The sequence below is a fragment of the Enterobacter cloacae complex sp. 2024EL-00711 genome, assembly GCF_047529885.1.
GTDB classification, from domain to species: Bacteria; Pseudomonadota; Gammaproteobacteria; order Enterobacterales; family Enterobacteriaceae; genus Enterobacter; species Enterobacter ludwigii.
Window position 1 is genome coordinate 22,980 of sequence record NZ_JBLIZC010000003.1, and the last position, 23,090, is coordinate 46,069.

General features: G+C 55.5%; 18 protein-coding genes and 3 tRNA genes. 17 read left to right on the forward strand and 4 right to left on the reverse strand.

Annotation, left to right across the window (positions count from 1 at the left end; genetic code table 11):
* Positions 1 to 26: 26 nt before the first annotated feature.
* The 3 genes from mscM to rsgA all read right to left on the reverse strand — a co-directional run bounded on the left by mscM (position 27) and on the right by rsgA (position 5,488).
* Positions 27 to 3,350 carry a miniconductance mechanosensitive channel MscM gene (gene mscM / locus ACMVME_RS10095; RefSeq protein ID WP_025206261.1) on the reverse strand — a complete coding sequence of 1,108 codons (3,324 nt, stop codon included), beginning with the start codon at positions 3,348 to 3,350 and terminating at the stop codon, positions 27 to 29.
* Positions 3,351 to 3,369: 19 nt separating this feature from the next.
* On the reverse strand, positions 3,370 to 4,338 hold the full coding sequence (gene asd / locus ACMVME_RS10100) for an archaetidylserine decarboxylase (protein WP_020882952.1): 969 nt from the start codon (positions 4,336 to 4,338) through the stop codon (positions 3,370 to 3,372).
* 97 nt (positions 4,339 to 4,435) lie between these two features.
* Positions 4,436 to 5,488 carry a small ribosomal subunit biogenesis GTPase RsgA gene (gene rsgA, locus ACMVME_RS10105; protein ID WP_020882951.1) on the reverse strand — a complete coding sequence of 351 codons (1,053 nt, stop codon included), beginning with the start codon at positions 5,486 to 5,488 and terminating at the stop codon, positions 4,436 to 4,438.
* Positions 5,489 to 5,595: 107 nt separating this feature from the next.
* Here rsgA and orn point away from each other — a divergent pair, with 107 nt between their 5' ends.
* The 4 genes from orn to ACMVME_RS10125 all read left to right on the forward strand — a co-directional run bounded on the left by orn (position 5,596) and on the right by ACMVME_RS10125 (position 6,656).
* On the forward strand, positions 5,596 to 6,141 hold the full coding sequence (gene orn, locus ACMVME_RS10110; protein ID WP_025206260.1) for an oligoribonuclease: 546 nt from the start codon (positions 5,596 to 5,598) through the stop codon (positions 6,139 to 6,141).
* 215 nt (positions 6,142 to 6,356) lie between these two features.
* A tRNA-Gly gene (locus tag ACMVME_RS10115) sits at positions 6,357 to 6,432 on the forward strand.
* A gap of 36 nt (positions 6,433 to 6,468) precedes the next feature.
* Positions 6,469 to 6,544 (forward strand) — tRNA-Gly (locus ACMVME_RS10120).
* A gap of 36 nt (positions 6,545 to 6,580) precedes the next feature.
* Positions 6,581 to 6,656 (forward strand) — tRNA-Gly (locus ACMVME_RS10125).
* Positions 6,657 to 6,925: 269 nt separating this feature from the next.
* Here ACMVME_RS10125 and queG read toward each other — a convergent pair.
* On the reverse strand, positions 6,926 to 8,065 hold the full coding sequence (gene queG / locus ACMVME_RS10130) for a tRNA epoxyqueuosine(34) reductase QueG (RefSeq protein WP_068795294.1): 1,140 nt from the start codon (positions 8,063 to 8,065) through the stop codon (positions 6,926 to 6,928).
* Between queG and nnr the strand changes: the two genes are divergently transcribed.
* The 13 genes from nnr to rnr all read left to right on the forward strand — a co-directional run bounded on the left by nnr (position 8,064) and on the right by rnr (position 23,040).
* Positions 8,064 to 9,587, forward strand: a complete 1,524-nt coding sequence (nnr, locus tag ACMVME_RS10135; protein WP_025206258.1) for a bifunctional ADP-dependent NAD(P)H-hydrate dehydratase/NAD(P)H-hydrate epimerase — start codon at positions 8,064 to 8,066, stop codon at positions 9,585 to 9,587. The two genes, queG and nnr, sit on opposite strands and share 2 nt — an antisense overlap.
* Complete coding sequence (gene tsaE / locus ACMVME_RS10140; RefSeq protein ID WP_020882947.1) at positions 9,580 to 10,041, forward strand: tRNA (adenosine(37)-N6)-threonylcarbamoyltransferase complex ATPase subunit type 1 TsaE; 462 nt, start codon at positions 9,580 to 9,582, stop codon at positions 10,039 to 10,041. Before nnr ends, tsaE begins: the two co-directional genes overlap by 8 nt.
* A 16-nt stretch (positions 10,042 to 10,057) precedes the next feature.
* Positions 10,058 to 11,395 carry an N-acetylmuramoyl-L-alanine amidase AmiB gene (amiB, locus tag ACMVME_RS10145; protein ID WP_014168308.1) on the forward strand — a complete coding sequence of 446 codons (1,338 nt, stop codon included), beginning with the start codon at positions 10,058 to 10,060 and terminating at the stop codon, positions 11,393 to 11,395.
* A 9-nt stretch (positions 11,396 to 11,404) separates the two neighbouring features.
* Positions 11,405 to 13,249 carry a DNA mismatch repair endonuclease MutL gene (mutL, locus tag ACMVME_RS10150; protein WP_068795293.1) on the forward strand — a complete coding sequence of 615 codons (1,845 nt, stop codon included), beginning with the start codon at positions 11,405 to 11,407 and terminating at the stop codon, positions 13,247 to 13,249.
* Positions 13,242 to 14,192, forward strand: a complete 951-nt coding sequence (gene miaA / locus ACMVME_RS10155; protein WP_014168310.1) for a tRNA (adenosine(37)-N6)-dimethylallyltransferase MiaA — start codon at positions 13,242 to 13,244, stop codon at positions 14,190 to 14,192. Before mutL ends, miaA begins: the two co-directional genes overlap by 8 nt.
* 85 nt (positions 14,193 to 14,277) lie before the next feature.
* On the forward strand, positions 14,278 to 14,589 hold the full coding sequence (hfq, locus tag ACMVME_RS10160) for an RNA chaperone Hfq (protein ID WP_014168311.1): 312 nt from the start codon (positions 14,278 to 14,280) through the stop codon (positions 14,587 to 14,589).
* Positions 14,590 to 14,663: 74 nt separating this feature from the next.
* The gene (gene hflX, locus ACMVME_RS10165) at positions 14,664 to 15,944 is read left to right on the forward strand and encodes a ribosome rescue GTPase HflX (RefSeq protein ID WP_020882944.1); all 1,281 of its coding nucleotides are present in this window, start codon (positions 14,664 to 14,666) and stop codon (positions 15,942 to 15,944) included.
* A 56-nt stretch (positions 15,945 to 16,000) separates the two neighbouring features.
* Positions 16,001 to 17,263: an FtsH protease activity modulator HflK gene (gene hflK / locus ACMVME_RS10170; protein ID WP_014168313.1), complete on the forward strand. Its 1,263-nt coding sequence runs from the start codon at positions 16,001 to 16,003 to the stop codon at positions 17,261 to 17,263.
* A 2-nt stretch (positions 17,264 to 17,265) separates the two neighbouring features.
* Complete coding sequence (gene hflC / locus ACMVME_RS10175) at positions 17,266 to 18,270, forward strand: protease modulator HflC (protein ID WP_014168314.1); 1,005 nt, start codon at positions 17,266 to 17,268, stop codon at positions 18,268 to 18,270.
* Positions 18,271 to 18,341: 71 nt separating this feature from the next.
* Positions 18,342 to 18,539 carry a DUF2065 domain-containing protein gene (locus ACMVME_RS10180; RefSeq protein WP_014168315.1) on the forward strand — a complete coding sequence of 66 codons (198 nt, stop codon included), beginning with the start codon at positions 18,342 to 18,344 and terminating at the stop codon, positions 18,537 to 18,539.
* A gap of 104 nt (positions 18,540 to 18,643) precedes the next feature.
* Positions 18,644 to 19,942, forward strand: coding sequence for an adenylosuccinate synthase (locus ACMVME_RS10185; RefSeq protein ID WP_025206256.1), 1,299 nt, complete (start codon positions 18,644 to 18,646; stop codon positions 19,940 to 19,942).
* Positions 19,943 to 20,134: 192 nt separating this feature from the next.
* Complete coding sequence (gene nsrR / locus ACMVME_RS10190) at positions 20,135 to 20,560, forward strand: nitric oxide-sensing transcriptional repressor NsrR (RefSeq protein WP_014168317.1); 426 nt, start codon at positions 20,135 to 20,137, stop codon at positions 20,558 to 20,560.
* A 38-nt stretch (positions 20,561 to 20,598) separates the two neighbouring features.
* A complete protein-coding gene (gene rnr, locus ACMVME_RS10195) occupies positions 20,599 to 23,040 on the forward strand; it encodes a ribonuclease R (protein ID WP_041162388.1) in 2,442 nt (813 codons plus the stop codon).
* Positions 23,041 to 23,090: the final 50 nt, after the last annotated feature.

A 23,090-nucleotide genomic window follows, 5' to 3' on the forward strand; every position in this document is an offset into this window, starting at 1 on the left:
CCCTCCCGGAAGGGAGGGGAGAAGGGTTACAGACTTCCTGCCGGGCGTGTGCGCGCCGCTGACGTTAACGTTCTTCCCGTTTTGCGCCCGTCCAGGCTTTCCAGACGCATCTGGAACGGTGGGAACGGCATATCAATGCCGTGCTCACGGAACCCTGCCAGAATCAGCTGGTGGATCTCATGACGCAGTGGCATACGGTGTCCCATTTCGGCGGCGTAAATACGCAGTTCGAAAATCTGGATCCCCTGTTGTAAATCCACCAGGAACACTTCCGGCGCCGGGTTGTCGATCACAAATGAACAGCGCTCCGCGGCGGTGTAGAGGATCTGAGTGACCTCTTCGCTGTTGGCATCCGACGGCGCAGGTACCGTCAGCACCACACGCGTGACGGAGTCTGACAGCGACCAGTTGATAAACTGCTCGGTAATAAACGCCTTGTTCGGCACGATGATCTCTTTACGGTCCCAGTCGCTGATCGTGGTGGCGCGCGTGTTGATCCTGGTGATGCTGCCGGTCAAGTCGCGGATCGTTACCGTATCGCCAATACGAATTGGTTTTTCGAACAGAATAATCAAGCCAGAGATAAAGTTGGCGAAGATCTCCTGTAAGCCAAACCCTAACCCCACACCAAGTGCCGCCACCAGCCACTGCAGTTTCGACCATTCAATACCAATCATTGAGAAGCCGACCAGCCCGCCAAACAGCATGATCAGATATTTGGTGATGGTGGTAATTGCGTATCCCGTCCCCGGGGTTAAATCGAGATGCTGCAGCAGGGCCAGTTCCAGCAGCGCCGGGAAGTTACGCACCAGCTGGGTGGTGATGATCAACACCAGAATGGCAATCAACACCGCGCCTAAGGTAATCGGCTCCAGGCTCTCCACACCTTGTACCGTGGATGTTACGTCCCACAGGGAGATGTTTTCCAGGAAGCCAAACGCGGAGTGAATTTCCGACCACAGGAAGATCACCGACAGCAGGGCAATCAGCATCAGGATGGAGCGTACCAGTCGCAGGGATTGGGTACTGATGGCATCCAGATCCAGCTCGACTTCGTCAGCTTCCGTCGTGCCTTCTGTGCTGTTGACATGGTTTGGCTCTTCCTCGCCACGCGCACGCTGGGCGAGGATCTCTGCACGCCGGTGCTTGGCACGGTCGAACGCCAGGCGGCGGCGCTGGATCAGCATCCAGCGGCGTATCACGTGATACACCACCAGAAGCAGGAACCAAATCGCCACCGAGGTTTCAAGCCTCGCCAGCAGCGCCTTGGCGGTCGCCAGGTAACCCACCGTCGCTGCCAGCATGGCAATCAGCGGTGCGCTCAGCAGCAGGTTCCAGAGCAGCCGGTTGAACATGTTGTCGCCGTTACCGGATTTATCCAGATAGAGCGGGATACCGGCGCGTTTCAGGCTGAGCGTGACAATTGCCAGCGCCCCGCATATCAGCATAAAGCAGAGGCGGCCCAGCGACCCTGAGAATTCCCGGTCATTGAGTTTATCGAACATGATCAGCGCCATGATCAGCGGCACAATCAGTCCGATGCTCATCAGGTAGTAACGCATGGCGCGTGCAACGCGATTACGCGGCCAGCCGAAGTGAGCGATGAACAAACCGTTGGGCCGCGCGAACGTGGCGCAAATCATTACCACCCACAACAGTGGCACCGTGGCAGTGACGCCATCGCCAATGGCCACCGCGAGCGGGTAGGGCCAGGCTTCCCGCAGGCCATATCCAAGCGTCATCCACAGCACCGGTAGCGGTGAGGCGACGAGAATCGACCAGAAGACGGTACGTAACGTCAGCCAGAAGTGATCCTGCGTAACTTTCCCCACCCGGGCGCTGGAGCGCTCCAGGAATCGGGTGAAATACCGGCGCGAGTAAATGCTGAAGCCCACCAGAATCAGCGCGGCCAGCAGCGGGAAAATGGTCTCTTTACTGGTGAGCATCATCACGCTGGCCTGGCCCAGCTGGCTGAAGGTATCCAGCGAAATAAGGCGGCGCAGGTCCTGAACAATCTCAATCGGCCACGAGAAGGTCATCGGCCGTACGTCGGAGGTCCAGAAGAGATAACGGTGAGTTGCCTCATTCACCTCTTTCAGCGCATCTTCCAGTTGGCTATTAGAGACCTTCAGCTTGGTCAGTTCCAGAATCAGCGTATCCCCGCCCTGGAGCAGAGAGTTCAGCAGTTCACGCTGGGTACGCAACTGGGCTTCCAGAATGCGGTTCTGCTCGCTGGTCAGCGGCTGTCCGTCAGCCTGACGGATCTGGCGGATTTGCGGCTGTTTGTTGAGCAGATCCTCAAAGTGCAGTCGCTGCACGCGCAACTGAGCCATTTCGGTATCCAGCTGCTGCGGTTTGGGCATTTCCGGCAGGCGTGAGACCTGCGCGCGTAACGCTTCACCCAGCAGGTTTGATGACCCTAGCCACTGGGACTGCTCACGCAACGTGTTAAGCGCCTGGCGGACCTGTAGGGTTTGATTGGTAGCCTGGCGCTGTTGCGAGGCTACCAGATCCATACGCTGCGCCTGTTGGTTCAGCGCCGCAGAGAGCTCGCGGTTGACCTTAAACTGCTCAACGATGCCGCTGGGCAGGTTCGCGCTGTTTTCCGCCAGCAGCTCGGTGCTTTCAAGCGCACGCTCGGCTTCGCGCTGCCGCTGGCTGTTAAGCTGATTACGCAGGGCCTGCAGATATGCATCCAACTGTTCGCTCTGCTTCTGCGCCAGCTCAGAGCGCATCCGCGACAGCTCCTGGCGGTTATTGGCGGACAGCTGCGCCAGCTCCAGTTCATCGACAAGGGCTTTGAGGCGAGCAGATTCGGCCTGCAGCCCCAGATTCTGCGCCTGCGCTTGCGGCGTGTTGCCGCTTTGCGTGCCAACGCGACGCTCAACTTCATTAAGCTGGCGGCGGGCATCGGTTTGCTGCTGGGGAAGCTGGCTGAGCGAGTCGGCAATTTCACGCGCCCGCTCCTGCTCCTGCTGAGCCAGACGGCTCTTTTCCAGAAGCTGGCTGCTGACCTGGAGGATCTCCTGATTCAGCGCATCAGAAGACATGTCCGCCGGTATATCGCGCGGTTCATCACGCAGATTACTGAGCTGCGAGCGCAGCGTTTGCGAGAGTTTCGGGAAGTTGTCGATAACCTGCTGATATTGCTGTGCACGCTCAAGGGAGCCTTTACGCTCCGCAAGCGCGTTCAGGGCGGACTGGAGCGACTCAACGGTCTCTGGCTGAGCGGGTTTTGCCGCTTTTGCTTGCTCCAGTTCCTGGGTTATCTGTTTTGCGTCGGGGGCTGTCGCTGCGTACGCCCCCATGCTGAGGCACCAGGCCATCAGTAGAACGATAATCGGGCGCACGTCAGCGATCCTTCTGTTATTAGCCTTCGTCTTTTTTGTCGTCAACCAGCGGGCTGGCGTCGTGCTCGGCGTCGATCTCTTCTTGGGACAACGGTGCAGGTTCTGCCACCGGCGTTACGAAGGTTTCGGTAGAGACGGCCAGCGGCTGACCCAGTTTGGTGACCGACAGGCTTTCAAGCTGTTCGGCCAGCTTAACTTTACCCGGTGCAAACAGGTTGATAACGGTTGAGCCCAGCTTGAAGCGACCCATCTCCTGACCTTTCAGCAGGGCGACAGAGCCTTCTTCTTCACCGGCAGGCCAGGTCCAGCGCTTGATCACGCCTTCACGTGGTGGGGTGATGGTGCCAGCCCAGACGGTTTCAATGCTGCCGACAATGGTCGCGCCCACCAGAATCTGCGCCATAGGACCGAATTCAGTATCAAACAGGCAGATGACGCGTTCGTTACGGGCGAACAGGTTAGGTACGTTCTGCGCCGTGAGGTGGTTCACGGAGAACAGATCGCCCGGAACGTAGATCATTTCACGCAGGATGCCGTTGCACGGCATGTGCACGCGGTGATAGTCGCGCGGTGAGAGATAGGTGGTCGCGAAGGTCCCGTTACGGAACAGATCCGCCATCAGGTAGTTACCTGCCAGCAACGCTTCCAGGCTGTAGTTATGGCCTTTCGCCTGCAGGATTTTGTCGTCTTCGATGTGACCCAGTTGGCTAATCACGCCATCTGCAGGCATCACCAACACGTTAGGGTCCGTATTCAGCGGGCGCACGTCGTCTCGCAATGGGCGGACGAAAAACTCGTTGAAGGTGCGGTAGCTGGCGGTATCCGGCTTCTGCGCCTCTTTCATGTCGACCTTGTAATATTTTACGAAAAGGTCGATGACCAGTTTGGTCAGCCAGCCCGCTCGTTTGCTCGCGCCCCAGCCCGCCAGGCGAGTGAGCCACAGTTTCGGCAGAATGTATTGAAGCGAAAGTTTAAATGAGTTTAACAAGGTAGCCTCCAGGCCATTGTTTTGTCGTTCCTGATCCGGCCGCAAAGCGCCGGAACCTGAAAAAAGGGGACGATTTTAGCGATGCTTAGCTTAGTTGTCAGTTATCAGAATCAGAAAAGTTTTTACGCGTTTTTACCTGATCCATGCTCTCGAGAATGCGGTGGTAGTTTTCAAAGCGGGTCTCCGCTATTTCGCCTTTCTCGACCGCTTCACGGATAGCGCAGCCCGGGTCATTGTCATGTTTACAGTCGCGGTATTTGCAAGCACCTAAATAATCATGGAATTCGACAAATCCGTTGAAGATTTGTTCCGGCTCAAGGTGCCACAAACCGAATTCACGCACGCCCGGGGAGTCAATGACATCGCCGCCGTGCGGGAAGTGATACAGGCGTGACGCGGTCGTGGTGTGCTGGCCCAGGCCAGAAACATCAGACACATCGTTGGTCACGATCTCTTGCTGGAGGCCGAGAAGGTTGTTCAGCAGGCTCGATTTGCCCACACCGGACTGTCCCGCAAAGATGCTGATGCGATCGGTAAGCGCCTCTTCAAGCGGTTTCAGACCATCTTTGGTATAGCTGGAAACCATCAGAACGCGATACCCGATGTTACGGTAGATATCCATCTGCTCGTTGACGAAGTTCATACCGTCTTCATCGAGCAGATCGATTTTGTTGAGTACGATGATCGGTTCAACCTGCAGCGTTTCACAGGCGACAAGGTATCGGTCGATAATATTGAGCGAAAGTTCAGGCAAAATCGCTGAGACGATAACGATCTGGTTAATGTTGGCTGCGATAGGTTTAACCCCGTCGTAGAAATCGGGACGGGTCAGTACCGACGTACGCGCGTGGACCGCCTCAACGATGCCTTTTACCGTGACGCCTTCCGCCGCTTCTTTACCCGGGCGCCAGACCACGCGATCGCCGGTCACCAGAGAACGAATCGTCCGGCGGATGTTGCAGCGGTGAATCTCACCGTTGGCGGATTCCACGTCGGCGTGCATACCGAAACGGCTGATGACGATGCCTTCCATCGGTTCGCCAAACAGGTTGTCGTCGTAATCGACCTTCTCCGAAGTGGTTTTAAGACGGCGCTGGTGATTGGCATTCACACGGCGCTGCTGCCCTTTGGAGAGTTTATTTTTACTCAATCGCGCTGGCTCCTGGTCGCCCGTAAGGGGCAAAACCTCTATGATACACTCTAATTAATACTAGTTAACCTGCTACAGCCGGTTATGCGAGAAGGGTGGAAAATAACATGAGCGCGGATGAAAACAACCTGATTTGGATCGATCTTGAAATGACCGGGCTGGATCCCGAGCGCGATCGCATTATTGAGATTGCAACCCTGGTGACCGATGCCAACCTGAATATTCTGGCGGAAGGGCCGACTATCGCGGTTCATCAGTCCGACGACCAGCTTGCGTTAATGGATGAGTGGAACGTGCGCACCCACACGGGGAGCGGGCTGGTGGAGCGCGTTAAGGCCAGCACCATGGGCGATCGCGAGGCGGAGCTGGCAACGCTTGCGTTTCTGAAACAGTGGGTTCCGGCGGGCAAATCACCTATCTGCGGTAACAGCATCGGTCAGGATCGCCGTTTTCTGTTTAAGTACATGCCGGAGCTGGAGTCTTACTTCCATTACCGCTATCTGGATGTGAGCACCCTGAAAGAGCTGGCGCGTCGCTGGAAACCGGAAATCCTGGATGGCTTTAAAAAGCAGGGAACGCATCAGGCCATGGACGATATCCGTGAGTCCGTGGCCGAACTGGCGTATTATCGCGAGAACTTTATTAAGCTGTAATTCAGGCGGTTGCCGGGGGCGTTGCGCGTTACCCGGCCTACAGAACGCATGAATGGTGTAAAAACGTGCAAAGCGATGAATATTCCATCACTTGAACTGAATTTCACAAAAAACGCTTTTAGGGGGGTTGCAGCTAAACGGATTTCTCGTATAATGCGCCTCCCGTAACGACAGAGAAATACACGTTACGACAGCAACAAAAGCAGTGCAAATTTGCGGGAATAGCTCAGTTGGTAGAGCACGACCTTGCCAAGGTCGGGGTCGCGAGTTCGAGTCTCGTTTCCCGCTCCAAAATTTGAAGGTGCTTCTAAAGCACAGACCACCCAAGCGGGAATAGCTCAGTTGGTAGAGCACGACCTTGCCAAGGTCGGGGTCGCGAGTTCGAGTCTCGTTTCCCGCTCCAAAATTTGAAAGTGCTTCCACAGCACGGACCACCCAAGCGGGAATAGCTCAGTTGGTAGAGCACGACCTTGCCAAGGTCGGGGTCGCGAGTTCGAGTCTCGTTTCCCGCTCCAAATTCTTATCATCTCCAGATTATCCACAGCGGAATGCTTCGTTGGGGACATTTTCTATTGCATCTGAAATACTCTTGTGAACAGAGTTATCCACAGAAGCCCTACTCAGTTACAGACCAGAAGAAAATTAGCAGGGTGAATAATATCTTCGTAACATGCTGAATTTAATGAAGTAAATTTCATTTCAAAATGTTATTTAGATCACTTGACCTCATTGCCAGCCCCGATGGCGCTTGAGTTTTTATTTTTATTCACAGGCTGTGAATATATCAAGCATCCCGCACAAGCCCTTTTTCAATCACTCTCACCAGCCGTTGTTTCTTCGGCAGCTGCACCTCGACAATGCAGGCATTGCGCTTCTCGATTTGCTGCGCAATCGCCCATTCTATGTGTTCATCAAGAAGTGGGTGCTCACCTCTGCGACTTTCGAGCGCCTGAATATTGGCTTCATCCCAGGGTGCATTGCCCAGCGCAACGGCGACATTTCGTAACCAGCGCAGATGCCCAATACGCCGAATGGCGGATCCTTCGGTGACTTTCAGGAACCAGGCCTCACTCCAGGCGAAGAGCTCGATAAGCTGAGGCGCATGAAGCGCTTTACGAGGACTGAAATCGTCTTCATCCGTAAGCTGCGAGTAACGATTCCAGGGGCAGATCAGCTGGCAGTCATCGCAGCCGTAGATACGGTTACCGATAAGCGGACGGAATTCTTCCGGTATCGCCCCTTCGAGTTCAATGGTGAGATAGGAGATGCAGCGGCGCGCATCCACCGTATAAGGCTCAACGATGGCACCCGTCGGGCAGATGGTCATGCAGGCCACGCAGCGCCCGCAACCTTCCTCTACCGGACCATCTACCGGCAGCGGCAAATCTATGAGCAGTTCACCGAGGAAAAAGAACGATCCGGCGTCGCGGCTAAGGATAAGTGAGTGCTTACCTGTCCAGCCAAGCCCGGCTTTTTCTGCTATCGGGCGTTCAAGAACAGGCGCAGAGTCTACAAACGGTCTAAAATTCAGCGACACACAGTGCTGCTGAATAGTTTCCCCAAGTTTTTTTAAACGGTTACGCAGAAGCTTATGGTAATCACGGCCCAGGGCGTACCGGCTGACGTAACCGAGAGCGGGATTTTTTAACGTGCGAGCAAACGCCGCGTTGGCGGGCAGGTAGTTCATGCGTACGCTGATGACGCGTAATGTACCGGGTAACAGCTCGTGTGGGCGGGCACGCATCATGCCATGACGCGCCATCCACTCCATTTCGCCATGGTATTGTTTATCCAGCCATGCCTGCAGTTTCGGCTCGCTGGCGGAGAGGTCGGTATCGGTGATACCCACCTTCTGGAAGCCAAGCTCAGCACCCCACTGTTTAATTTTTTGCGCTAATTCATTGAGATCGAGGGGCTGTGACATGACGGACCATACTGTGAAGAAAAACCCCGAAAGTATACCACATTCCATCTGGCATGCGGATGACCTCCGGCACGCCGAAAAAGAGGCCGCAGACAGCCTCGGCATTACCCTGTATGAACTGATGCAACGCGCGGGTGAAGCGGCGTTTAACGTTGCCCGCACGGCTTACCCTGAATCGTCGCACTGGCTGATTTTATGCGGACACGGCAATAACGGCGGTGACGGTTATGTCGTCGCCCGCCTGGCGGTTGCCGCCGGGATCCACGTGACGTTGCTGGCGCTGGAGAGCGATAAACCGCTGCCAGAAGAGGCCAGTGCGGCGCGGGAAGCCTGGCTGAACGCGGGCGGTGTTATTCATGCCACCGATATCGTCTGGCCGGAAGAGATTGATGTGATTATTGATGGCCTGCTGGGCACCGGACTACGCAGTGCGCCGCGCGACCCGGTTGCCACCCTGATTGCACGTGCCAATGCCCACAGCGCGCCGGTGGTGGCCCTGGATATACCTTCTGGACTGATGGCGCAAACCGGCACGACGCCGGGCGCGGTGATTCAGGCCGCGCACACCGTTGCCTTTATCGCCCTGAAACCGGGGCTGCTTACCGGTAAAGCACGGGATGTCACGGGAACGTTGCACCATAACGCACTGGGGCTGGAGAGCTGGCTTGCCGGACAGGAAACCCACGTTTCGCGCGTTGATGCTTCGCTGCTGGCACAGTGGCTACCGCCGCGCCGCCCGACGTCCCATAAAGGCGATCACGGCAGGCTGGTGATCATTGGAGGTGACCACGGTACGGCGGGGGCTATCCGCATGACGGGGGAAGCGGCATTGCGTTGCGGTGCCGGTTTAGTGCGGGTGCTGACGCGCATCGAAAATAGTGCGCCAATTATTACGGCCCGTCCGGAGCTGATGGTGCATGAATTGACGCCGCAGTCGCTTGAAGAGAGTCTCGAATGGGCGGATGTCGTGGTCATTGGCCCGGGGCTTGGGCAGCAGGCCTGGGGGAAACAGGCCCTGCAGAAGGTCGAGAATTTTCGTAAACCGATGCTGTGGGATGCCGACGCGCTGAACCTTCTGGCAATCAATCCTGATAAGCGTCACAATCGCATTCTGACGCCGCACCCCGGCGAAGCCGCGCGCCTGCTTAACTGCAGCGTGGCAGAAATTGAAAGCGATCGCTTACTTTCTGCCCGGCGTCTGGTAAAACGTTACGGAGGTGTTGCCGTTCTGAAAGGGGCAGGAACCGTTGTCGCCAGCGACGAGGCGCTGGGCATTGTCGATGCCGGAAATGCGGGCATGGCGAGCGGCGGAATGGGCGATGTGCTTTCCGGCATCATTGGCGCATTGCTTGGACAGAAACTTCCCCTTTATGATGCAGCCTGCGCTGGCTGCGTGGCCCATGGTGTCGCGGCGGATAAGCTGGCGGCACGTTACGGTACACGCGGAATGCTGGCCACCGATCTTTTTTGCACGCTACGGCGTGTTGTTAACCCGGATGTGATTGACGTAGAAAATGACTAATCGAGCGATTTCTTTACCTGATGAACAAGCCACTTTAGATCTTGGCAAACGCGTGGCACAGGCCTGTCAGGGGGCAACCGTCATTTATCTGTATGGTGATTTAGGTGCGGGTAAAACCACCTTCAGCCGGGGTTTTCTGCAGGCGTTAGGCCATAAAGGCAATGTGAAAAGCCCAACCTACACGCTGGTAGAGCCGTACACCCTTGAAAATCTCATGGTGTACCACTTTGATTTATACCGCCTTGCGGATCCCGAGGAGCTGGAATTTATGGGGATCCGTGATTATTTTGCCAATGATGCCATCTGCCTGGTGGAGTGGCCGCAACAAGGTGCGGGTGTGTTGCCTGACCCGGATGTCGAAATTCACTTAGATTACCAGGCACAAGGGCGTGAGGCACGCATCAGTGCTGTTTCCTCATCAGGTAGTTCCTTACTGGCGCGTCTGGCCGGTTAAGCGTAGGGATGACGGGATGATTAGTCGCGTTAAAGGTTGGTTATTGGCTGCCACGGTGCTGCTGTGCGCGCAGGCCGGGGCGGCAAGCCTGTCGGATATTCAGGTGTCGAACGGCGAAAGCCAGGCCAGGATCACGTTCAGCTTTATGGGCGATCCGGAATATGCTTTTTCACAGCCAGACAGCCACAGCGTGGCGCTGGATATCAAACAAACCGGGGTTATCCAGGGGTTACCGCTCCAGTTCAGCGGCAATAATCTGGTTAAAAGCATTCGTTCCGGCTCGCCAAAAGATAGCCAGTCATTGCGTCTGGTGGTCGACCTAACCGAAAAGGGTAAAACCAGAGCGGTTAAGCAGCAAAACGGTGCGAATTATACGGTGGTCTTTACCATCAACGCTGACGCCCCTCCGCCGCCTCCGCCTCCACCGGTGGTGGCGAAACGCGTGGAAGAGCCGGTTTATACCCCGCGCCCATCTGAACCGGCACGTAATCCGTTTAAAACGGACAGCGACCGCATTACCAGCGTTACCAGCAGCAATACCGTGACGCGGCCGGCGGCCAGCGCACGTCGCGCGGTCAGCGGTGATAAAGTGATTATCGCCATTGATGCGGGGCACGGCGGTCAGGATCCCGGCGCAATTGGCCCGGGCGGTACGCGGGAGAAAAATGTCACCATCGCGGTTGCCCGTAAGCTGCGGACGCTGCTAAACGACGATCCTATGTTTAAAGGCGTGCTGACGCGCGACGGCGATTACTTTATCTCGGTGATGGGCCGCTCGGATGTGGCACGTAAGCAAAATGCCAATTTCCTGGTGTCCATTCATGCGGATGCCGCGCCAAACCGTAACGCCACGGGAGCCTCAGTGTGGGTGCTGTCAAACCGTCGGGCGAACAGTGAAATGGCAAACTGGCTTGAAGAGCACGAGAAACAGTCCGAACTGTTAGGTGGCGCGGGTGATGTGCTGGCAAACAGCCAGGCCGATCCGTATCTCAGCCAGGCGGTGCTGGATTTACAATTCGGTCATTCCCAGCGCGTCGGGTATGATGTCGCCACAAATGTATTGAATCAGCTGCAGGGCATCGGGTCATTGCACAAGCGCCGTCCGGAGCATGCGAGCCTTGGCGTTCTGCGATCGCCGGATATTCCATCGATTCTGGTGGAAACAGGCTTTATCAGTAATAACGCTGAAGAACGCCTGCTGGGCAGCGACAGCTATCAGCAGCAAATTGCCGAAGCGATCTATAACGGTCTGCGTAAATACTTTGATGCGCATCCGCTGCAGTCCGCGCCACAGGGCGGTGCCGCCCAGACGGCCAGCGCAGCGCAGCCAGGTGAGATGACCGCGACCAACTAAGGAGAATTCATGCCGATTCAGGTTCTACCGCCGCAGCTCGCGAACCAAATCGCCGCCGGTGAGGTGGTGGAGCGCCCTGCATCGGTGGTGAAGGAGCTGGTAGAAAACAGCCTTGATGCGGGGGCCACCCGCATTGATATTGATATCGAACGCGGCGGCGCAAAGCTGATTCGCATTCGTGACAACGGCTGTGGAATTAAAAAAGACGAGCTGGCGTTAGCGCTGGCGCGTCATGCCACCAGTAAAATTGCCTCTCTTGATGACCTGGAAGCGATCATCAGCCTCGGTTTTCGCGGGGAAGCGCTGGCCAGTATCAGCTCCGTTTCCCGCCTCACGCTCACCTCCCGTACCGCTGAACAGCAGGAAGCCTGGCAGGCGTACGCCGAAGGGCGTGATATGGACGTGACGATTAAACCAGCGGCGCATCCGGTCGGTACGACGCTGGAAGTGCTGGATCTGTTTTATAACACCCCCGCCCGACGCAAGTTTATGCGTACCGAAAAAACCGAGTTTGGGCATATCGATGAGATCATTCGTCGCATTGCCCTGGCGCGGTTTGACGTGACCATTAACCTTAGCCATAACGGCAAAGTCATGCGCCAGTACCGCGCCGTGGCGGAAGGTGGGCAAAAAGAGCGCCGCTTGGGCGCTATCTGCGGCGTACCGTTCCTCGAGCACGCGCTGGCCATTGAGTGGCAGCATGGCGATCTGGCCATGCGCGGCTGGGTGGCTGACCCCAACGCGAGCAGCGCCGCCTTCGCTGAGATCCAGTATTGCTATGTGAACGGCCGCATGATGCGTGACCGCCTCATTAACCACGCCATTCGTCAGGCCTGTGAAGATAAACTGGGCGCAGATCAGCAACCGGCGTTTGTGCTCTATCTAGAAATCGATCCACACCAGGTGGACGTTAACGTCCATCCTGCCAAGCATGAAGTGCGGTTCCACCAGTCACGTCTGGTGCATGATTTTATCTATCAGGGCGTGCTGAGCGTATTGCAACAGCAGGCTGAACCGACGCTGCCGCTGGAAAAAGAAGAACCCGCCCCGCGCGCGTTTCCGGAAAACCGTGTTGCAGCGGGCCGGAACCATTTTGCTGAACCTGCCGTGGCGCGTGAGCCGGATGCCCCGCGTTTCTCTGCTGCGGGTAGCACACCGCGCCCAACGGGAGCGAACTATCCGAATGCCCAACCTGGCTATCAAAAACAGCAGGGCGCGTTGTACCGCAAATTGCTGGAAACTCCCGCGGTGGAGCGCAAAGCGCCTGTCGGGGTGCCAGCGCCTTCGCTGGATGGCCACAGCCAGAGTTTTGGCCGGGTTCTGACGATTATTGCACCGGATATGGCGCTGCTGGAGCGCGAAGGCCACGTGATGCTTCTGGCATTGCCGGTGGCGGAACGCTGGCTTAAACAAGTGCAACTTACTCCGGGTGAAAACGCGGCCTGTGCACAACCGCTGCTGATCCCCGTTCGGCTAAAAATATCCCCTGAAGAAACAGGGGTACTGCGTCGCGCAGAGGCCCTGTTGGCGCAGATGGGCATTGAAATGGTGCTCGAACCACAACATGTGACCATTCGCGCAGTGCCTTTACCCTTACGCCAACAAAATTTACAAAACTTGATTCCTGAACTGATAGGCTACCTGGCGCAGCAAACGTCGTTTGATGCCGCCAACACCGCGCAGTGGATCGCCCGCCATCTGGCAAGCGAACATAAGCCGTGGAGTATGGCGCAGGCCATTAGCGTGCTGGCGGAGGTTGAACGCCTTTGTCCGCATCTGGTGAAGACACCGCCAGGTGGGTTATTACAACCTGTTGATTTACAAACGGCGATGAATGCCCTGAAACATGATTGACGTAAGCAAGGCGAGCCTGCCAAAGGCGATTTTTTTAATGGGCCCTACGGCCTCCGGCAAAACGGCACTGGCCATTGAATTGCGTAAAGTTTTGCCTGTAGAGTTGATTAGTGTCGATTCTGCCCTTATCTACCGAGGGATGGACATCGGCACGGCGAAGCCTGACGCAGACGAACTGCGTGCGGCACCGCATCGTTTGCTGGATATTCTCGACCCGGCTCAGGCATACTCCGCAGCGGATTTCCGCCGCGATGCGTTAGCTGAGATGGCCGAGATAACGGCGGCGGGACGTATACCGCTGTTGGTTGGCGGAACCATGCTTTATTTCAAGGCGTTGCTGGAGGGTCTTTCACCTCTGCCATCAGCGGATCCGGAAGTAAGAGCAAAAATTGAGCAGCAGGCGGCAGAGCAGGGATGGGACGTTTTGCATAAGCAACTGGCCGAGATTGACCCGGTTGCCGCAGCACGGATCCATCCAAATGATCCGCAAAGGCTTTCCCGGGCACTGGAAGTTTTTTTCATTTCGGGTAAAACTTTAACGGAACTGACGCAAACGTCAGGAGACGCTCTGCCGTATCAGGTGCATCAGTTCGCCATCGCCCCGGCGAGCCGTGAACTGCTCCATCAACGAATTGAGCAGCGTTTTCATCAGATGTTAGCTTCAGATTTTGAAGCAGAAGTGCGGGCGCTATTTGCCCGTGGAGATTTGCATACGGATATGCCTTCCGTTCGTTGTGTGGGATACCGCCAGATGTGGTCATATCTTGAAGGCGAGATTTCATATGATGAAATGGTTTATCGAGGTGTTTGCGCCACGAGACAGTTAGCGAAGCGCCAGATCACCTGGTTGCGCGGTTGGGACGGTGTTCACTGGTTAGACAGTGAAAAACCGCAACAGGCGTTAAACGAAGTGATTGAGGTTGTTGGTGATATCGCTCACTGAATGTGTACAATTGAGTCGTATCGTGCGCAATTTTTCAGAATCGCAAGGTTCTAAGTACAAAACAAGCATATAAGGAAAAGATAGAATGGCTAAGGGGCAATCTTTACAAGATCCGTTCCTGAACGCATTGCGTCGGGAACGTGTTCCAGTTTCTATTTATTTGGTGAATGGTATTAAGCTGCAAGGTCAGATTGAATCTTTCGATCAGTTCGTGATCCTGTTGAAAAACACGGTCAGTCAGATGGTCTATAAGCACGCTATTTCTACAGTTGTTCCGTCTCGTCCGGTATCCCATCACAGCAATAACACTGGCGGCGGCACGGGTAGTAACTACCATCATGGCAGCAGCGCGCAGGGTTCTTCTTCTCCTGCGCAGGACAGCGAAGATACCGAATAAGGTTTCGGGCTGTTATCCACACGGGGAGCCAGGGATCCTGCGTTCCCCGCTGATCTTTTTTGAGGAATTTACGCTTGTTTGACCGTTATGATGCCGGTGAGCAGGCGGTGCTGGTACACATCTATTTTACGCAAGACAAAGATATGGAAGACCTCCAAGAGTTTGAATCTCTGGTCTCTTCCGCCGGTGTCGAAGCAATGCAGGTGATTACCGGTAGCCGTAAAGCGCCGCACCCAAAGTATTTTGTTGGTGAAGGTAAAGCAGTTGAAATTGCGGATGCCGTAAAAGCAACCGGCGCGTCAGTCGTGTTGTTTGATCATGCGCTGTCTCCGGCTCAGGAACGTAACCTGGAACGTCTTTGCGAATGCCGTGTTATCGATCGCACGGGTTTGATTTTAGATATTTTCGCTCAACGTGCGCGTACTCACGAAGGTAAGCTGCAGGTTGAGCTGGCGCAGTTGCGCCATCTGGCAACGCGGCTTGTGCGTGGCTGGACCCACCTTGAAAGACAAAAGGGCGGGATTGGTTTGCGCGGTCCGGGTGAGACCCAGCTTGAAACCGACCGCCGTCTGTTGCGTGGCCGTATTACCCAGATCCTTTCACGTCTGGAACGCGTTGAAAAACAGCGTGAGCAAGGACGTCGGGCGCGATCGAAAGCTGACATCCCGACGGTGTCGCTGGTGGGGTATACCAACGCCGGTAAATCCACCCTGTTTAACCAGATTACTGAGGCCCAGGTTTATGCCGCAGACCAGCTGTTTGCGACCCTGGACCCCACATTGCGTCGTATTGACGTCGCCGACGTCGGTGAAACGGTGCTGGCGGATACCGTAGGGTTTATCCGTCACCTGCCGCATGACCTGGTGGCTGCGTTTAAAGCCACCCTGCAGGAGACGCGTCAGGCGACCCTGCTACTGCACGTCATTGATGCTGCAGACGTTCGCTTGCAGGAGAACATCGACGCGGTAAACGTGGTGCTCGACGAGATCGACGCCGACGACATCCCAACGCTGTTGGTGATGAACAAGATCGATATGCTGGAGGATTTTGAGCCGCGTATCGACCGAGATGAAGAGAACAAACCGATTCGGGTCTGGCTTTCCGCTCAGACCGGTATTGGTGTGCCACTGCTTTTCCAGGCTTTGACAGAACGTCTTTCCGGTGAGGTAGCCCAGCACACGCTGCGATTGCCGCCACAGGAAGGCAGGCTGCGCAGCCGGTTTTATCAGCTTCAGGCGATAGAAAAAGAGTGGATGGAGGATGACGGCAGCGTGGGGATGCAGGTGCGTTTGCCGATCGTTGACTGGCGTCGCCTCTGTAAACAAGAACCTGCGCTGGTCGACTATATCGTCTGATCAGAAAGGGGATGCCTGAATAATTCGCCCTTGCATAACAAATATGGAGCATATACATGGCGTGGAATCAGCCCGGTAATAACGGACAAGACCGCGACCCGTGGGGAAGCAGCAATAATCAAGGCGGCAACTCTGGGGGAAATGGCAACAAAGGTGGTCGCGAGCAGGGGCCGCCGGATCTGGATGATATCTTCCGCAAGCTAAGCAAGAAGCTTGGTGGCCTTGGCGGAGGTAAAGGTTCTGGCTCTGGTGGAGGTTCCACTCAGGGGCCGCGCCCGCAGTTAGGGGGCCGCGTGGTGGGCATTGTTGCCGCTGCCGTGGTGATCATCTGGGCTGCCAGTGGGTTCTACACCATTAAAGAAGCGGAACGCGGTGTGGTCACCCGTTTCGGTAAGTTCAGCCATCTGGTTGAACCAGGTCTGAACTGGAAACCGACTTTCATTGACGACGTGACCGCGGTGAACGTGGAGTCTGTCCGTGAACTGGCGGCCTCCGGCGTGATGCTGACCTCCGACGAGAACGTTGTGCGCGTTGAGATGAACGTCCAGTACCGCGTCACCGATCCGCAGCACTACCTGTTTAGCGTGACCAGTGCAGATGACAGTCTGCGTCAGGCCACAGACAGTGCGCTGCGCGGTGTGATCGGTAAATACACCATGGACCGCATTCTGACCGAAGGTCGTACCGTTATTCGTAGCGATACCCAGCGTGAGCTGGAAGAGACCATTCGCCCGTACAACATGGGTATCACCCTGCTGGACGTCAACTTCCAGGCTGCTCGTCCACCGGAAGAGGTGAAGGCCGCGTTTGATGACGCGATTGCCGCCCGTGAAAACGAACAACAGTACATCCGTGAAGCGGAAGCGTACACCAACGAAGTTCAGCCACGTGCTAACGGTCAGGCGCAGCGTATTCTTGAAGAAGCGCGTGCGTATAAAACCCAGACCGTCCTGGAAGCTCAGGGTGAAGTGGCGCGTTTCGCGAAGATTTTGCCAGAATATAAAGCGGCTCCGGAGATTACCCGTGAACGTCTTTATATTGAGACCATGGAAAAAGTGCTGAGCCATACGCGTAAGGTACTGGTTAACGACAGCAAAGGTGGAAACCTGATGGTGCTGCCGTTGGATCAGATGCTGAAAGGCGGTTCGGCGCCGGCGGCAAAGGCGGATACCAGCGGTGCCAACAACCTGCTGCGTCTGCCACCTGCGGCATCCGGTAGCTCAAGCGCCACAACCACGCCTTCTTCGAACGATGGTGACATTATGGACCAACGCCGTGCTAACGCGCAGCGTAACGACTACCAGCGTCAGGGGGAATAAGGATGCGTAAGTCAGTTATTGCGATCATCATCATCGTATTGGTCGTGCTTTATACCTCTATCTTTGTGGTGAAAGAGGGCGAGCGTGGAATTACCCTGCGTTTTGGTAAAGTTCTGCGCGACAGCGAGAACAAGCCGCTGGTGTTTGAGCCGGGCCTGCACTTTAAAATGCCACTGATTGAATCGGTGAAAACGCTCGACGCCCGTATCCAGACCATGGATAACCAGGCCGACCGTTTCGTGACCAAAGAGAAGAAAGACCTGATCGTTGATTCCTACATCAAATGGCGTATCAGTGATTTCAGCCGCTACTACCTGGCAACGGGCGGTGGCGACGTTTCTCAGGCGGAAGTGCTGTTGAAACGTAAGTTCTCTGACCGTCTGCGCTCTGAGATTGGTCGTCTGGATGTGAAAGACATTGTCACCGACTCCCGTGGTCGTCTGACGCTGGAAGTGCGTGATGCGCTGAACTCCGGTTCTGCAGGAACCGAAGACGAAGTCACCACCCCGGCAGCGGATGATGCCATTGCCAAAGCGGCAGAACGCGTTCAGGCTGAAACCAACGGCAAAGTGCCGGTGATCAACCCGAACAGTATGGCTGCTCTGGGTATCGAAGTGGTCGATGTCCGTATCAAGCAGATCAACCTGCCAGCGGAAGTGTCCGAGGCGATTTACAACCGTATGCGCGCCGAGCGTGAAGCGGTAGCCCGTCGTCATCGTTCACAAGGTCAGGAAGAGGCGGAGAAACTGCGTGCGGCAGCGGATTACGAAGTGACCAAGACGCTGGCAGAATCTGAGCGTCAGGGCCGTATTCTGCGCGGTGAAGGGGATGCCGAAGCGGCAAAACTGTTTGCCGATGCCTTCAGCCAGGATCCCGACTTCTACGCCTTTATCCGTAGCCTGCGTGCTTACGAGAACAGCTTCCAGAGCAACCAGGATGTGATGGTGCTCAGCCCGGACAGCGATTTCTTCCGTTACATGAAGACGCCGGCTAACGCAACGCGATAAACTCAGGCCAGTTTGAGTATTCAAACCACCGCTCTCAACGGAGCGGTGGTTTTCTTTTATAAGGATGAAAAATGAATTCAACGATTTGGCTTGCGCTGGCCCTGGTTCTGGTGCTGGAAGGCCTTGGACCGATGCTTTATCCGCGTGCATGGCGTCGGATGATAGCCTCTCTGAGCCAGTTGCCGGATAATATTTTGCGTCGATTTGGGGGCGGACTTGTGGTTGCCGGCATCGTTATCTACTACATGTTGAGGAAAACGATTGGCTGATCAAAAAGTAATCTGGTTTGGCGTATTTTGAGGTCAAAAAGTGCTGTATATCTGAAAAAGCGATGGTAGAATCCATTTTTAAGCAAACGGTGATTTTGAAAAAAATGGGTAACAACGTCGTCGTACTGGGCACCCAATGGGGTGACGAAGGTAAAGGGAAGATTGTTGATCTTCTGACTGAACGGGCTAAATATGTTGTACGCTACCAGGGCGGTCACAACGCAGGCCATACTCTCGTAATCAACGGTGAAAAAACCGTCCTCCATCTTATTCCATCAGGCATTCTTCGCGAAAACGTCACCAGTATCATCGGTAACGGCGTTGTGCTGTCTCCGGCTGCTCTGATGAAAGAGATGAAAGGTCTGGAAGACCGTGGTATCCCCGTTCGCGAGCGTCTGCTGCTCTCCGAAGCCTGCCCGCTGATCCTTGATTATCACGTGGCGCTGGACGTAGCGCGTGAAAAAGCGCGTGGCGCGAAAGCGATCGGCACGACCGGTCGTGGTATCGGCCCGGCTTACGAAGACAAAGTTGCTCGTCGCGGTCTGCGCGTGGGCGATCTGTTTGATAAAGAGACGTTCGCTGAAAAACTGAAAGAAGTGATGGAATATCACAACTTCCAGCTGGTGAACTTCTATAAAGCTGACGCTGTTGACTACCAGAAAGTGCTGGATGACGTCATGGCGATTGCTGACATTCTGACCGGTATGGTTGTTGATGTGTCCGATCTGCTGGACCAGGCGCGCAAGCGTGGCGATTTCGTCATGTTCGAAGGTGCGCAGGGTACGCTGCTGGACATCGACCACGGTACCTATCCGTACGTCACCTCCTCTAACACCACCGCGGGTGGCGTTGCGACCGGTTCTGGTCTGGGTCCACGTTATGTGGATTACGTTCTGGGCATCATCAAAGCTTACTCCACTCGCGTGGGTGCGGGTCCATTCCCGACTGAGCTGTTTGATGAAACCGGCGAGTTCCTGTGCAAGCAGGGTAACGAGTTTGGCGCGACCACCGGTCGTCGTCGTCGTACCGGCTGGCTGGACGTGGTAGCCGTGCGTCGCGCAGTACAGATTAACTCCCTGTCTGGTTTCTGCCTGACCAAACTGGACGTGCTGGACGGTCTGAAAGAGGTGAAACTCTGCGTAGGCTACCGTATGCCTGATGGTCGCGAAGTGACCACCACTCCGCTGGCTGCGGATGACTGGAAAGGCATCGAGCCAATCTACGAAACCATGCCAGGCTGGTCTGAAACGACGTTCGGTGTGAAAGAGCGTAGCGGTCTGCCGCAGGCAGCGCTGAATTACATCAAGCGTATTGAAGAACTGACCGAAGTGCCGATCGACATTATCTCTACCGGCCCTGATCGTACTGAAACGATGATCCTGCGCGACCCGTTCGACGCATAATCTTCGTGACTGCTGGCCTGCGGGACAACCCGCAGGCTGGATACGCGTCGCGCCATCCGGCGAACGCTCCTCGATCTCCGCTTTTTCGCCCCGTCTGTCAAATAAATTAGCCGCTTACTATCTGGCTGGTTTATCATCATTAATGAATATCTGTGCGGTTTATCCGCGTTTTCCCTTTTTCCTGAGGTTGATGTGCAGTTAACAAGTTTCACCGATTACGGCTTACGCGCGCTGATTTACATGGCGTCGTTACCCGATGGGAAAATGACCAGTATCTCTGAGGTTACAGAGGTATACGGTGTGTCCCGTAATCATATGGTCAAAATAATCAATCAACTTAGTCGTGCCGGATACGTTGCTGCCGTCCGCGGGAAGAATGGTGGGATCCGTCTCGGTAAACCGGCGCAGAGTATTCGTGTTGGGGATGTGGTACGTGAACTGGAGCCATTGTCTCTGGTGAACTGCAGCAGCGCGTTCTGCCACATTACGCCCGCTTGTCGCCTTAAACAGGCACTTTCTCTGGCCGTGCAAAGTTTTCTCAAGGAACTGGATAACTACACGCTGGCCGATTTGGTTGAAGAGAATCAACCACTTTATAAATTATTGCTGGTGGAATGAAGAAAATTTCCACCGGAGCTGACAACGGAGGAACCGATATGTCACATGATCCTTTCCAGGAACGCGAAGCCGAAAAATACGCGAATCCTATCCCCAGCCGCGAGTTCATCATTGAACACTTAACAAAACGCGAAAAACCCGCCAATCGTGAAGAACTTGCCGTTGAATTAAACATTGAAGGTGAAGAGCAAATTGAAGCCCTTCGCCGCCGCCTGCGCGCGATGGAGCGCGACGGGCAACTGGTCTTTACCCGCCGTCAGTGCTATGCGCTTCCCGAACGTCTTGACCTGCTGAAAGGCACCGTCATCGGCCACCGTGATGGCTATGGCTTCCTGCGCGTAGAAGGCCGTAAAGACGATCTTTATCTTTCCTCTGAGCAGATGAAGATGTGCATTCACGGTGACCAGATCCTGGCGCAGCCGCTGGGCGCGGACCGTAAAGGTCGACGCGAAGCGCGCGTGGTGCGTGTCCTGGTCCCTAAAACCAGCCAGATTGTTGGCCGCTACTTTACCGACGCTGGCGTGGGCTTTGTGGTGCCGGACGACAGCCGCCTGAGCTTCGATATCCTGATCCCGCCTGAAGAGGTGATGGGCGCCCGTATGGGCTTTGTGGTGGTGGTTGAACTCACCCAGCGTCCTACCCGCCGCACCAAGGCGGTCGGGAAAATCGTCGAAGTGTTAGGCGATAACATGGGCACCGGCATGGCCGTTGATATGGCGCTGCGTACTCATGAAATTCCTTACGTCTGGCCGAAAGCGGTTGAAGAGCAAGTTGTCGGCCTGAAAGAAGACGTGCCGGAAGAGTCCAAGGTGGGCCGCGTGGATCTGCGCGATCTGCCGCTGGTGACTATTGATGGTGAAGATGCCCGCGACTTCGATGATGCCGTTTATTGCGAGAAAAAACGCGGCGGCGGCTGGCGCCTGTGGGTTGCCATCGCTGACGTAAGCTATTACGTTCGCCCGCATACTCCGCTGGATAACGAAGCGCGCAGCCGTGGAACGTCGGTCTACTTCCCGTCGCAGGTAATTCCGATGCTGCCGGAAGTCTTGTCTAACGGCCTGTGCTCCCTGAACCCGCAGGTTGACCGCCTGTGCATGGTCTGCGAGATGACCATCTCCACCAAAGGGCGCTTAACGGGTTACAAATTCTACGAAGCGGTAATGAGCTCCCATGCGCGCCTGACCTACACCAAGGTCTGGCATATGCTGCAGGGCGATCAGGATCTGCGTGAGCAGTATGCGCCGCTGGTGAAACACATCGAAGAGCTGCATAACCTCTACAAAACGCTGGATCAGGCGCGTGAAGAGCGCGGCGGGATCTCGTTTGAGAGCGAAGAGGCGAAGTTCATCTTTAACGCTGAACGCCGCATAGAACGTATTGAGCAGACCCAGCGTAACGATGCCCATAAGCTGATTGAAGAGTGTATGATTCTGGCAAACATCTCGGCGGCACGTTTCGTTGAGAAAGCCAAAGAACCTGCGCTGTTCCGTATTCACGATAAACCGTCGACCGAAGCCATCACTGCGTTCCGCTCCGTGCTGGCTGAACTGGGTCTGGAACTGCCTGGCGGTAACAAGCCAGAGCCGCGTGATTATGCTGAATTGCTGGAGTCGATTGGCGATCGCCCGGATGCAGAAATGCTGCAGACCATGCTGCTGCGTTCCATGAAGCAGGCGATTTACGATCCGGAAAACCGCGGTCACTTCGGCCTGGCGCTGCAGTCTTATGCCCACTTTACCTCGCCGATCCGTCGTTATCCGGACCTTTCCCTGCACCGCGCGATCAAGTATCTGCTGGCGCAGGAGCAGGGTCATAAAGGTAATACGACCGAAACCGGTGGCTACCATTATTCAATGGAAGAGATGCTGCAACTCGGTCAGCACTGTTCCATGGCCGAACGTCGTGCAGATGAAGCGACGCGCGACGTGGCAGACTGGCTGAAGTGTGACTTTATGCTGGACCAGGTGGGTAACGTCTTTAAAGGCGTGATTGCCAGCGTCACCGGCTTTGGTTTCTTCGTCCGTCTGGATGAACTGTTTATCGACGGTCTGGTGCATGTCTCCAGCCTGGATAACGACTACTACCGTTTCGACCAGGTCGGGCAGCGCCTGATTGGCGAATCTGGCGGCCAGACCTATCGTCTTGGCGATCGCGTGGAAGTGAAGGTCGAAGCCGTTAATATGGACGACCGTAAAATTGACTTTAGCCTGATCTCCAGCGAGCGTGCCCCGCGTAATGTGGGTAAAACGGCGCGTGAAAAGACGAAAAAAGGGGGCAACGGCAACAGCGGTGGCAAACGTCGTCAGGCGGGTAAGAAGGTAAACTTCGAGCCAGACAGCGCGTTCCGCGGTGAGAAGAAACAGAAGCCGAAGGCCGCGAAGAAAGAGGCCCGGAAGGCGAAAAAGCCGTCCACCAAAACGCAGAAAATCGCGGCTGCCACCAGGGCAAAGCGCGCAGCGAAGAAACAGCAGGCGGAGTAATTCTCCCCCTCAACCTGACCCTCTCTCCTGCGGAGAGAGGGAAAAGAAAA

Coding starts and splice junctions, on each gene's coding strand:
- orn (WP_025206260.1), top strand. CDS start 5,596: ATGAGCGCGGATGAAAACAACCTGATTTGGATCGATCTTGAAATGACC.
- nnr (WP_025206258.1), top strand. CDS start 8,064: ATGACGGACCATACTGTGAAGAAAAACCCCGAAAGTATACCACATTCC.
- queG (WP_068795294.1), bottom strand. CDS start 8,065: ATGTCACAGCCCCTCGATCTCAATGAATTAGCGCAAAAAATTAAACAG.
- tsaE (WP_020882947.1), top strand. CDS start 9,580: ATGACTAATCGAGCGATTTCTTTACCTGATGAACAAGCCACTTTAGAT.
- amiB (WP_014168308.1), top strand. CDS start 10,058: ATGATTAGTCGCGTTAAAGGTTGGTTATTGGCTGCCACGGTGCTGCTG.
- mutL (WP_068795293.1), top strand. CDS start 11,405: ATGCCGATTCAGGTTCTACCGCCGCAGCTCGCGAACCAAATCGCCGCC.
- miaA (WP_014168310.1), top strand. CDS start 13,242: ATGATTGACGTAAGCAAGGCGAGCCTGCCAAAGGCGATTTTTTTAATG.
- hfq (WP_014168311.1), top strand. CDS start 14,278: ATGGCTAAGGGGCAATCTTTACAAGATCCGTTCCTGAACGCATTGCGT.
- hflK (WP_014168313.1), top strand. CDS start 16,001: ATGGCGTGGAATCAGCCCGGTAATAACGGACAAGACCGCGACCCGTGG.
- hflC (WP_014168314.1), top strand. CDS start 17,266: ATGCGTAAGTCAGTTATTGCGATCATCATCATCGTATTGGTCGTGCTT.
- ACMVME_RS10180 (WP_014168315.1), top strand. CDS start 18,342: ATGAATTCAACGATTTGGCTTGCGCTGGCCCTGGTTCTGGTGCTGGAA.
- ACMVME_RS10185 (WP_025206256.1), top strand. CDS start 18,644: ATGGGTAACAACGTCGTCGTACTGGGCACCCAATGGGGTGACGAAGGT.
- rnr (WP_041162388.1), top strand. CDS start 20,599: ATGTCACATGATCCTTTCCAGGAACGCGAAGCCGAAAAATACGCGAAT.